Consider the following 10,972-nt stretch of genomic DNA (forward strand, 5'->3'; position numbering starts at 1 on the left):
ACCGCCTGGGTCCACCGCCCTGCCTGCAGCGCGCCCACCCCTTCTGGTACGCTCAGACAGATATGTCTGCCCCCTCCGCCACCGCAGCGTCTGCGGCCGCCCCTGTCTCTGTCCAACCCGGCCTGGCCATTCTGGTACTGGCCCTGTTGCTGTCCATCCAGCCCGTCACCACCGACCTGTACTTGCCCGCGCTGCCCGCGCTCACCCGCAGCCTGGGCGCGCCCATGGCGGCGGCGCAGCTCACGCTCAGCGGGCTGCTGCTGGCGTTTGGTTGTTCTCAGATGGTGTGGGGCCCTCTGTCTGACCGCTTTGGCCGCCGCCCCATCCTGCTGGCGGGCCTGACCATCTACACCGTGGCCTCGCTGGGCAGCGCCTTTGCGCCGACCATGGGCCTGCTGATTCTGTGGCGCATCGCCCAGGGTGCTGCCATGGGTGCCGTGGTGATGTGCGCGCGCGCCATCGTGCGCGACCTGTATACGCCGCTGGAGGGCGCCCGCGCCATGTCCAAGGCGCTCACGGGGCTGGGCATCGTGGCCTGCATCTGCGCGCCCATGGGTGGCCTGCTGAGCGAATGGCTGGGCTGGCGCGCTGCGCTGCTGGCTCTCACGGTTTATGCCGTGGTCACGCTGGCGCTGGTGGCATTGCGCTTGCCCGAGACCCTGGCCCACCGCAACCCCCAAGCGCTGCAGCCCCGTGCGCTGGTGGGTACCTGGCAACAGGTGTTGCGCAGCCCCACCTTCTGGGCGTTTTCGCTGCAGACCACGGCCACCTATGGCGGGCTGTTCACCTTTCTGGCGTCGTCCTCGTTCGTCTACATCGACGTGCTGGGCCTCACGCGCACCATGTATGGCTGGGTCATGGCGTCTGCCTGCGTGGCCTACTTTGCGGGCACCTTTGTGTGCCGCGCTCTGCTGGCACGTTTTGGCCTGCAGCGCACGGTGGCCATTGCCGGGGCCTTGAGCGCCAGCGGCGGCACGCTGATGGCGCTGGTGGCCTGGATGGGCTGGCACCACCCCTGGGCACTGACGCTACCGTTCTACCTGTTCATGGTGGCGCACGGCATCCACCAGCCCTGCGGGCAAAGTGGCGCCGTAGGACCTTTCCCCAAGGCGGCAGGCGTCGCATCCGCACTCAACGGTTTCATGATGATGCTGGCGGCCTTTGCCATTGGCGGCTGGCTGGGCCTGCGGCTCGATGGCACGGTGTGGCCTCTGGTTAACGGGATCTGGTTCTGGTCGGTGGTGCTAGCCGTGATCTCGTGGACGCTGGTGCAGAAGTTTGGAGCGCCCCGTGAGCACGCCTGACACCCTCCCCACCATCGCTCTGGCGGGCCCCACGGCGTCGGGCAAGACCGCCGGCGCACTGGCGCTGGCCGCCGTGCTGGGCAAACAGGGCCGGCCGGTCGAGATCATCAGCGTGGAYTCGGCCCTGGTGTACCGGGGCATGGACATTGGCACCGCCAAGCCCACGCCCGMCGAGCGCGCCGCCGTGCCGCACCACCTSATCGACATCCKCGATCCGCTGCAGGCCTACAGCGCCGCCGAGTTTGTGCAGGACGCCACCCGGCTCATCGSCGAGATCCGCGCGCGCGGCGCMCTGCCRYTGCTGGTGGGCGGCACCATGCTSTAYTTCAAGGCSCTGTTYGAYGGCATYGACGMCATGCCCGCCGCCGACCCCGAGGTGCGCGCCAAGATCGAAGCCCAGGCGGCCGAGCAGGGCTGGCCTGCCCTGCATGCCGAGCTGGCGCGTGTGGACCCMGTGACGGCCGCGCGCCTGGCCCCCGGCGACAGCCAGCGCATTCAACGTGCGCTGGAGGTTTGGCATGTCTCGGGCCAGCCGTTGTCGAGCTTTCACACTATCAAAAAAGTAGCAGACAACACAAACAACACCGGCGCCAGTGCGCTTTTTTCCTTAGAACCCGACAACCGGGCCTGGCTGCATGAGCGCATCGCCCAGCGTTTCGACACCATGCTGGCCGGAGGATTCATTGATGAGGTGGCGGCCCTGCGCGCACGCGGCGACCTGCACCCCGACCTGCCCTCCATGCGCTGCGTAGGCTACCGGCAGGTGTGGGAAGAACTCGACTTCCAGGCCAGCCGTCCTGCGGGCACCCCGTTGAACACGGCCTTCCTGCGCGAACGCGGCATTGCCGCCACACGGCAACTGGCCAAGCGCCAGATCACCTGGCTGCGCAGCATGCCGCAGCGCCACGCCATCGCCTGCGACCAGCCCCATGCCGTGGCCACGCTGGTGCAGGCCGTGCTGCAGCGCCTGGAGCAGCCCACGCCATGACGCTGCTGCGTGTGGAGAACCTGGGCAAGCACTACGGCAGCACGCCGGTGTTCGCCAACGTGCAGGTCGCCGTGGCACCCGGCGAGTTTGTGGCCATCGTGGGCGATTCGGGCGTGGGCAAGTCCACCCTGCTCAACTGCCTGGCGGGGCTGGATACCTGGGACACCGGCAGCATCACCCACGGCACCACCGACCTGGGCCAGCTCGACGACACCGCCCGTGCGCTGTGGCGCCGTGCGCATGTGGGCTTTGTGTTCCAGGCCTTCCACGTGCTGCCGCACCTGGACGTGGCACAGAACGTGGCCCTGCCGCTGATGCTGCTGGGCCAAACCGACGCGGCCCGGGTGCAGCACATGCTGGCCGCTGTGGGCCTGGAGGCCTTCAGCGCACGGCTGCCGCAGCAGCTCAGCGGCGGCCAACTGCAGCGCGTGGCCATCGCCCGCGCACTGGTACACCGCCCCGCCCTGCTGCTGGCCGACGAGCCCACCGGCAACCTCGATCCCACCACCGCCACGCGCGTGATGGACCTGCTGCTGGCGCAGACGCGCGAGCACGGCGCATCGCTGGTGCTGGTCACCCATTCCGACGCTGCTGCGGCGCGGGCCGACCGGGTGCTGCGCCTCACGGCCAGCGGCATCGCCGGTTAGGCAGAGCCCCATTGCAGCCAAAGCGGCTGCGGGCTCTTACTCGATGTTCAGGCGCTGCGCCGCCTTGTTCACCTTCTTGGGCAGGGTCAGCGTCAGCACGCCGTTGTCGTACTTGGCCTTGGCCTGTGCGGCGTCCACATCGGCAGGCAGCTGAAAGCTGCGCGCCACGGCGCCAAAGTAGCGCTCGCTGCGCAGCACCTTTTCGCCCTCGCGCTTTTCATCGTGCTGGCGCACCTCGGCGCGCAGGCTCACCACATTGCCTTCGAGCGAGACATGGATGTCCTCCTTGGCCACGCCGGGCACTTCGGCCTGCACCGTGTAGCCGCTTTCGGTTTCCTTCACATCCACCTTGATCTGGCTGGGCGAAGGCAGGTTGTCGCCATGCAGCGGACGCACGTAAAAGCCGGGGGCAATGTCCTTGAAAAAGTCGTCAAACAGACTGCCGCGGGTCACGAGAGAGTTCATGGTTTGGGCTCCTGAAAAGGGGTTGAAACAGACAACTGAGCCAGCGCAGGAGGGCGGGCCCTGACTCCAAGATAGGCCTGCGGTATCGCGGCTTCAAGGGGGTTGAAATGCAAGGTTGATGTGCGTCAAAAACCCAGGCTCCCAACGCCTGCGGCCACAATGCTGGCCATGCTCGCCCTGCTCCGCACCTTCTCCTGGCAAGACCTGCGCCACCACCCCTGGCGCAGCGCCGCAGCGGTGGCGGCCGTGATGCTGGGTGTGGCGCTGGCGTTTGCGGTGCATGTGATCAATGCGTCGGCGCTGGACGAGTTCTCGCAGGCGGTGCGCGCCGTCAACGGCCAGCCCGACCTGGAGCTGCGCGCCATGCAAGGCAGCCTGCCCGAGGCGCTGTACGAACGCCTCGCCACCGACCCACAAGTGGCCCGCGCCAGCCCGCTGCTGGAGCTGTCGGCCGTAGCGCAGGCAGATACAGCCGCGGGTGCCAAAGATCAGTCCCTTCGCACGCCCATCCGCGTGCTGGGCGCCGATGCACTGCTGCTGCCCACCATGGCCCCGGCGCTGGTGCCGCGCCTCTGGGACAGCGCCGACCGGTTCGCCCTCTTCGCACCCGCCACGGTGTTCCTCAACACGGCAGCGCTGCAGGCACTGGGGCTTTCTGCCACCGCTCCAGCACCATCGTCGCCCCTGCCCCGCCTCACGCTGCAGGTGGGTTTGCAACAGGCGCTCATGGTGCAGGTGGCAGGCACCGTGACCGCCGGCGGCGCGCCGCTGGCCGTGATGGACATTGGCGCTGCACAAGACCTGTTTGGCCGCGCAGGCGCAATCACCCGCATCGACCTGCAACTGCAGCCCGGCACCGACCGCACTGCGTGGGAGACCACACTGCGCGCGCAGCCCGGCTGGCCTGCCAACCTGGTGCTGGCGCAGCCCGGCGATGCCACCCAGCGCATCAGCAACCTGTCGCGCGCCTACCGGGTCAACCTGACGGTGCTGGCGCTGGTGGCACTGTTCACCGGGGCGTTTCTGGTGTTCTCGGTGCTGGCCCTCAGCGTGGCGCAGCGCGGGCCGCAGTTTGCGCTGCTGGCCGTGCTGGGCGCCACGCCGCGCCAGCGGCTGGCACTGGTGCTGGCAGAGTCGGCAGCGCTGGGCCTGCTGGGCAGCGTGCTGGGCATAACGCTGGGCACCGCGCTGGCTGCCACAGCGCTGCAACTTCTGGGCGGCGACCTGGGCGGTGGCTACTTTGCGGGCGTGCGGCCCGCGCTGCAATGGAGCGCCCCCGCCGCCCTGGTGTACGGCGCACTGGGCGTGGCGGCCGCCTTGGCGGGTGGCTGGTGGCCCGCACGCGCCGCGCAGACCCTGCCCCCGGCCCAGACCCTGAAGGGCCTTGGCGCCGCAGCCAGCCAGGCGGACAAGGGCACTGTTGGTATCGTTTTGATAGCTGCCGGGGCAATTTTGACTAGCGCTCCACCCGTATTTGGCATTCCACTGGCCGCGTACGTCGCCATTGCCCTGCTACTGGTGGGTGGCATCGCCCTGTTGCCCTGGGGCATGGCGCGGTTGCTGGCATGGCTGCAGCCCCTGGCCGCACGCCATGCGCTGCCACTGCTGGCGCTGGAGCGCGCGCGGCGCATGCGGGGCAGCGCTGCCATCGCGGTGGGCGGCGTGGTCGCATCCCTCAGCCTGGCCGTTGCGCTGACGGTGATGGTGTCCAGCTTTCGCGGCTCGGTCACACAGTGGCTGGACGCGGTGCTGCCGTCGCCGCTGTACGTGCGCTCGGCCCTCAGTGCGGGCGGCACGGGCGGCGGTGAGGCCGCGTTGCTGCCCGCAGGCTTTGCCGAAGCGGTGGGCCAGTTGCCAGGGTTGGACCGCGTGCAGCCCCTGCGCGCCAGCCCACTGCAGCTGTCCCCCACGCTGCCCGCCCTCACGGTGCTGAGCCGCCCCCTGGGCGATGAGCCGGCGCAGACCCTGCCGCTGGTGGGCGAGGCCCTACCCGTGCCCCCCGGCCGCACCGGCGTGTACATCAGCGAGGCCGTGGTGGACCTGTACGGCCTGCGCCCCGGCATGGAGTGGCCTGCATTTTCCAAGGCTTTTAGCCCCCAAGCGCTAGAGAATCATGCGCCAGCAGCTATCTTTTACATAGCAGGCATCTGGCGTGACTATGCCCGGCAAACCGGCGCCGTGGTGATGGACCGCGCTGTGTGGCTGCGCCTGACCGGCGACGCCCGCACCAGCGACCTGGCCCTGTGGCCCAGCGAGGGCACTGACCTGTCGGCCTTGCAGGCGTCCATCCGCGCGCTCGCTGCGACCCAAGCCGGCCGCCAGCTCTCCACTGCGGCGGGCGCCACCACGGGCGACGGCAACGAGGCCCTGGTGGAATTCAGCTCCGCCGCCACCATCCGCGAGCGCTCGCTGCGCATCTTCGACCGCAGCTTCGCCGTTACCTACTGGCTGCAGGCCGTCGCCATCGGCATCGGCCTGTTCGGCGTGGCCGCCAGCTTCAGCGCCCAGGTGCTGGCACGGCGCAAGGAGTTTGGCCTGCTCGCCCACCTGGGCCTCACGCGGCGCCAGATCCTGACCGTGGTGGCGGGCGAAGGGGCCGCGTGGACGGCGGTGGGTGCAGCGGCGGGCGTGCTGCTGGGGCTGGCCGTGTCCGTGGTGCTGGTGCACGTGGTCAACCCGCAGAGTTTTCACTGGACGATGGATTTGGCGGTGCCGGGTTGGAGGTTGCTGGGGCTGTGTGCTGCCGTTGTTGTGTCGGGCACGGTCACCGCATGGCTGGCGGGCCGGGCGGCGGCAGGGCGTGATGCGGTGATGGCGGTGAAGGAGGATTGGTGAAGATACGAGCTACCCCATGGAACACCGCGACAATTCAACTATGTCTTTCCAACCGAACACCTCCGGACCTTGCCACCCTCAAGATCGCGCCCCCTGGCTCCACGAAGCCATCGCCCGCATCGAAGCAGACTACCAGCGCAGCGCTGACACCCACCTGATCCCGCTGCGCCTGCCCGCGTTTGCCGCGCACGGCATTGACCTGTACCTCAAGGACGAATCCACCCACCCCACGGGCAGCCTGAAGCACCGGCTGGCGCGGTCACTGTTTTTGTATGCGCTGTGCAATGGCTGGGTGCATGAGGGCTCGACCATCGTCGAGTCGTCCAGCGGCTCCACAGCGGTGAGCGAGGCTTACTTTGCCCGGCTGCTGGGGTTGCCGTTTGTGGCGGTGATGCCGCGCAGCACGTCACCCGAGAAAGTGGCGCAGATCGAATTTCATGGCGGGCGTTGCCACTTTGTGGACAGTGCGGGCGCGGTGTATGACGCGGCCCGCAAGATTGCCGGGGAAACCGGCGGCCACTACATGGACCAGTTCACGTATGCCGAGCGGGCCACCGACTGGCGCGGCAACAACAACATTGCAGAGAGCATGTTCACGCAGATGGCGCGCGAGCCGCACCCTGTGCCGCGCTGGATCGTGGTGGGCGCGGGCACGGGCGGCACCAGCGCCACCATTGGCCGCTATGTGCGCTACCAGCGCCATGCCACGCAGGTGTGTGTGGCCGACCCGGCGGGGTCGGTGTTCAGTGCTTACCACCGCACGGGCAATGCACAGCTGACGGCGCCAGGATCCCGCATTGAAGGCATTGGGCGTCCACGGGTGGAGCCAAGCTTTATCCGCACGCTGGTGGACCGCATGGTGGATGTGGCGGACTGCGAGTCCATCGCCGCCATGCGTACGCTGTCGCAGTTGCTGGGGCGGCGCGTGGGCCCGTCCACGGGCACCAACTTTGTGGCCATGCTCACGCTGGCCAGCGAGATGCGCGAGCGTGGCGAGCGCGGCTCCATCCTGTCGCTGCTGTGCGATGCGGGCGAACGGTACTTGCCCACGTATTTCGACACCGAATGGGTGGACCGCATGTTTGGCGACTGCTCAGCCGCACAGCAGAAGATAGACGCACAGATCGGCTGACGCCCGCTCCCCTCCGCACCATGCCCTTTTCTGCTTTGCCTCCAGGCTTCTTGACGCAACCGAGCGGCCCTCTGGCCACCCGACGCCAGTGGCTGGTAACGCAGATGCCCGTGGGCCTGGCAGCCGTAGGTGCTGCAGGGTGGTTGCCCGAGACAGCGCATGCATTGCCTGCACGGGCGTTGAGCTTTCCCCGTGACCACGGCAGCCACCCGGAGCTGCGTACCGAGTGGTGGTACATCACCGGCCATGTGCAAGCGCAGGGACAACCGTGGGGCTTTCAGATCACATTCTTTCGCTCGCGGGTCGATGCGACGCAACAGCTGCAGTCGGCCTTTGCGGCCAAACACCTGCTGTTTGCGCACGCCGCCATCACCGATGTGCGCGGGCAGCGGCTGGTGCATGACCAGCGCATTGCGCGTGCTGGTTTTGGGGTGGCGCAGGCCAGTGAGGCCGACACCCGAATCCGCCTGCAGGACTGGACGCTGGAGCGCAGCGACACCGCACGAGGAAATCTGGACTTTACGGCCAGCCGCTACACCACACACATCGTGGGCAGCGAGTTTGGGCTGGACCTGGTGTTTGACAGCACCCAGCCCTTGCTGCTCCAGGGGCAGCAGGGGCTGTCCCGCAAGGGGCCGGACGCCGAGCAGGCCAGTTACTACTACAGCCAGCCACAGTTGGCCGTCAGCGGCACCTTGCAGGTGGGCAACAAACGCATGGCGGTGACGCCCGACACCGGCCGCGCCTGGATGGACCACGAGTGGAGCGAGGCACTGCTGCACCCTGACGCCCAGGGGTGGGACTGGATCGGCATGAACCTGCACGACGGCAGCGCGCTCACAGCCTTTCGCCTGCGGCGGGCTGATGGCACTGCGTTGTGGGCGGGAGGATCGTGGCGAGCGCCAGGGCAGCCGGTGCAGGTGTTTGGGGCGCAGTCTGTGACGTTCACCCCCTTGCGGTGGTGGACCAGCCCGCGCAGTGGCGCGCGCTACCCGGTGCAGTGGCAGGTGGAAACGCCCGCAGGCAGCTTTGAAGTGAACGCGCTGCTGGAAAGCCAGGAGCTGGACAGCAGCGGATCAACGGGGGCGATCTATTGGGAAGGCCTGTCTGACCTGATGAGCGCCAGAGGCCAACCTATAGGTAGGGGCTACCTGGAGATGACTGGATACGCAAAGCCGCTGCGCCTGTAAAAGCAGCAGCGGCTTGATGYCAGAAAGATACCGCCAGATCGGGCGGTGTCACATCTTCAATGCTTGGCGGAGCTGCCTGCGCGGCGCTGCGCCAGCCAGGCAATGATCTCGCCCATGATGCCGCGGCGGAAAGCCAGCACGCAGATCACGAAAATCAGGCCCGTGACCATGGTGACGGATTCGCCCAGGGTCTTGAACCATTCCACGCTGGTCAAGGCGGCCAACAGGTTGCCGAATTCACCGATCTTGTTCTCCAGCAGCACCACCACGGCCGAGCCAATGAGCGGGCCCGACAGCGTGCCCAGGCCGCCTACCAGCGTCATCAGGATGACCTGACCCGACGCGGTCCAGTGCACATCGGACAGCGTGGCAAAGCCGAGAACAAGGGTCTTGAGAGAGCCTGCCAGGCCCGCCAGAGCCGCCGACAACACAAAGGCCAGCAGCTTGAAGCGGTGCGTGTCATAGCCCAGCGAGATGGCGCGGGGCTCGTTCTCCTTGATGCCCTTGAGCACCTGGCCAAACGGCGAGTGGATGGTGCGCACGATCAGCAAGAAGGCCGCGACCACGATGACCAGCGCGACGTAGTACATGACGAGGTCGCTTTGCAGATCGATCAAGCCAAACAGCTTACCGCGCGGCACACCCTGCAAGCCGTCCTCACCACCCGTGAAGGGGGCTTGGAGACAGGCAAAGAACAGCATCTGCGCCAGCGCCAATGTGATCATGGAGAAGTAAATGCCCTGGCGGCGAATGGCCAGCCAGCCAAACAGCAGGCCCAGCAGCGCGCCACCGGCGGTGCCGAGCAGCAGACCCACTTCAGGCGTCAGGCCCCACACCTTGATGGCGTGGCCAGCCACATAGGCGGCGCCACCGAGGAAGGCCGCATGGCCAAAAGACAGCAGGCCGGTGTAACCGAGCAGCAGGTTGAACGCGGAAGCAAACAGTGCAAAGCACATGAGCTTCATCACGAAGACGGGATAGGCGCCGAGAAAAGGCGCGGCAATGAGGGCCAGCAACAGCAGGCCGTAACCAATGGTGGCGGTGTTCTTGGAATTCATGCTGGCAGCCCCTTATTTTTCTTTGCCGAACAGGCCGGCGGGGCGAATGAGAAGAACGATGACCATGATGACAAACACCACGGTGGAAGACGCTTCGGGGTAGAACACCTTGGTGAAACCTTCGATCACTCCCAGGCCCAGCCCGGTCAAGATGGAGCCCATGATGGAGCCCATGCCGCCAATCACCACCACGGCAAACACCACGATGATCAGGTTCTGGCCCATGAGCGGCGTGACCTGGTACACGGGGGCGGCCAGCACACCGGCAAAAGCAGCCAGTGCGGCACCAAAGGCGTAGGTCAGGGTCACCATCACCGGCACGTTGATGCCGAAGGCTTCCACCAGGCGCGGGTTTTCAGTACCGGCGCGCAGATAGGCGCCCAGCTTGGTTTTTTCGATCACGTACCAGGTGCCGATGCACACCACCACCGAGGCCACCACCACCCACGCACGGTAATTGGGCATGATCATGAAGCCGAGGTTGGTCGCGCCTTCCAGCAGCTCGGGAGTGTCGTAGCCCAGGCCCGACACGCCATAGATGGAGCGGAACACGCCTTCGATCAGCAGSGTSAGGCCCAGCGTGAGCARSAGSCCGTAMAGGTGRTCKAGCTTGTAGATCCAGCGCAGCAGCARSCGCTCGATCAGCACSCCGAACAGSCCSACSAWGASCGGCGCCASCACCAGCATSAMCCAGTAGTTGAYGYYGAAGTAGTTCATSGCCATCCATGTCAGCAATGCCCCGGTCATGAACAGTGCACCGTGCGCAAAGTTGATGACGTTGAGCAGGCCAAAGATCACAGCCAGCCCCAGGCTGAGGATTGCGTAGAACGATCCGTTGACCAGCCCCAGAAGGAGCTGGCTCAACAGGCCGGGCAGTGAGACACCAAAGATTTCCATGGGAGGCAGCAGCAGGTGGAGAGAGTTCAGGTCAGAGGGCCACACCGGGACCGGCGTCCCGCTGGGACAGCCAGGCCGGCGTGGGCCCTCTCAGGGGTTTACTTCCAGAGCGGGCACTTGCTCTCGGCCTTGGTGGTGAACACGGAGTCACCAGGCAGCTTCTTGATCAGCTTGTAGTAGTCCCAGGGCTTGGTGGACTCTGCAGGCTTCTTCACTTCCATCAGGTACATGTCGTGTACGTAACGGCCGTCGGCGCGCAGCTGGCCCGAGCCGAAGAAGTCGTTCATCTTCATGCCGCGCCATGTGGTCATGACCTTGTCGGCGTCCACCGACTTGGCGGCTTCCACGGCCTTGAGGTAGTTCATGGTGGCCGAGTAATCAGCCGCCTGGATTTCGGTCGGCATGCGCTTGGTCTTCTCGAAGAAACGGGCCGAGAACTTGCGGGTCTCGTCGTTC

General features: G+C 66.6%; 10 protein-coding genes. 6 read left to right on the forward strand and 4 right to left on the reverse strand.

Annotated features, from left to right (window positions below; all coding sequences use genetic code 11):
* Positions 1-62: 62 nt before the first annotated feature.
* Genes AC04MI_RS08400 through AC04MI_RS08410 form a run of 3 tightly spaced genes read left to right on the forward strand, consistent with a single transcriptional unit; the run spans position 63 to position 2,939 of the window.
* Positions 63-1,304: a multidrug effflux MFS transporter gene (locus tag AC04MI_RS08400; protein WP_116749364.1), complete on the forward strand. Its 1,242-nt coding sequence runs from the start codon at positions 63-65 to the stop codon at positions 1,302-1,304.
* Positions 1,291-2,292 carry a tRNA (adenosine(37)-N6)-dimethylallyltransferase MiaA gene (gene miaA / locus AC04MI_RS08405; RefSeq protein WP_476497591.1) on the forward strand — a complete coding sequence of 334 codons (1,002 nt, stop codon included), beginning with the start codon at positions 1,291-1,293 and terminating at the stop codon, positions 2,290-2,292. The genes AC04MI_RS08400 and miaA overlap by 14 nt, the downstream gene beginning before the upstream one ends.
* The gene (locus AC04MI_RS08410) at positions 2,289-2,939 is read left to right on the forward strand and encodes an ABC transporter ATP-binding protein (RefSeq protein ID WP_056743471.1); all 651 of its coding nucleotides are present in this window, start codon (positions 2,289-2,291) and stop codon (positions 2,937-2,939) included. Before miaA ends, AC04MI_RS08410 begins: the two co-directional genes overlap by 4 nt.
* A gap of 36 nt (positions 2,940-2,975) precedes the next feature.
* Here AC04MI_RS08410 and AC04MI_RS08415 read toward each other — a convergent pair whose 3' ends face one another.
* The gene (locus tag AC04MI_RS08415; protein ID WP_110959316.1) at positions 2,976-3,404 is read right to left on the reverse strand and encodes an Hsp20/alpha crystallin family protein; all 429 of its coding nucleotides are present in this window, start codon (positions 3,402-3,404) and stop codon (positions 2,976-2,978) included.
* Between the two features lie 159 nt (positions 3,405-3,563).
* On the opposite strand from AC04MI_RS08415, the gene AC04MI_RS08420 reads away from it, so the two are divergent.
* The 3 genes from AC04MI_RS08420 to AC04MI_RS08430 are packed head-to-tail and all read left to right on the forward strand — an operon-like array spanning position 3,564 to position 8,561.
* Positions 3,564-6,239: an FtsX-like permease family protein gene (locus AC04MI_RS08420; protein ID WP_436077970.1), complete on the forward strand. Its 2,676-nt coding sequence runs from the start codon at positions 3,564-3,566 to the stop codon at positions 6,237-6,239.
* A 40-nt stretch (positions 6,240-6,279) separates the two neighbouring features.
* Positions 6,280-7,371, forward strand: a complete 1,092-nt coding sequence (locus AC04MI_RS08425) for a PLP-dependent cysteine synthase family protein (RefSeq protein ID WP_436077971.1) — start codon at positions 6,280-6,282, stop codon at positions 7,369-7,371.
* A gap of 20 nt (positions 7,372-7,391) precedes the next feature.
* On the forward strand, positions 7,392-8,561 hold the full coding sequence (locus AC04MI_RS08430; protein ID WP_436077972.1) for a lipocalin-like domain-containing protein: 1,170 nt from the start codon (positions 7,392-7,394) through the stop codon (positions 8,559-8,561).
* Positions 8,562-8,617: 56 nt separating this feature from the next.
* Here the strand turns inward: AC04MI_RS08430 and AC04MI_RS08435 are convergent, their stop codons facing one another.
* From AC04MI_RS08435 to AC04MI_RS08445, 3 genes are all read right to left on the reverse strand, one after another.
* Positions 8,618-9,619, reverse strand: a complete 1,002-nt coding sequence (locus AC04MI_RS08435; protein ID WP_056061594.1) for a branched-chain amino acid ABC transporter permease — start codon at positions 9,617-9,619, stop codon at positions 8,618-8,620.
* 12 nt (positions 9,620-9,631) lie between these two features.
* Complete coding sequence (locus tag AC04MI_RS08440; RefSeq protein ID WP_476497593.1) at positions 9,632-10,516, reverse strand: branched-chain amino acid ABC transporter permease; 885 nt, start codon at positions 10,514-10,516, stop codon at positions 9,632-9,634.
* 98 nt (positions 10,517-10,614) lie between these two features.
* On the reverse strand, positions 10,615-10,972 hold a 358-nt coding region (locus AC04MI_RS08445; protein ID WP_476497594.1), incomplete at its 5' end, for an ABC transporter substrate-binding protein.

The organism is Acidovorax sp. LjRoot204 (genome assembly GCF_056175785.1).

Coding starts and splice junctions, on each gene's coding strand:
- AC04MI_RS08400 (WP_116749364.1), top strand. CDS start 63: ATGTCTGCCCCCTCCGCCACCGCAGCGTCTGCGGCCGCCCCTGTCTCT.
- AC04MI_RS08410 (WP_056743471.1), top strand. CDS start 2,289: ATGACGCTGCTGCGTGTGGAGAACCTGGGCAAGCACTACGGCAGCACG.
- AC04MI_RS08415 (WP_110959316.1), bottom strand. CDS start 3,404: ATGAACTCTCTCGTGACCCGCGGCAGTCTGTTTGACGACTTTTTCAAG.
- AC04MI_RS08420 (WP_436077970.1), top strand. CDS start 3,564: ATGCTGGCCATGCTCGCCCTGCTCCGCACCTTCTCCTGGCAAGACCTG.
- AC04MI_RS08425 (WP_436077971.1), top strand. CDS start 6,280: ATGTCTTTCCAACCGAACACCTCCGGACCTTGCCACCCTCAAGATCGC.
- AC04MI_RS08430 (WP_436077972.1), top strand. CDS start 7,392: ATGCCCTTTTCTGCTTTGCCTCCAGGCTTCTTGACGCAACCGAGCGGC.
- AC04MI_RS08435 (WP_056061594.1), bottom strand. CDS start 9,619: ATGAATTCCAAGAACACCGCCACCATTGGTTACGGCCTGCTGTTGCTG.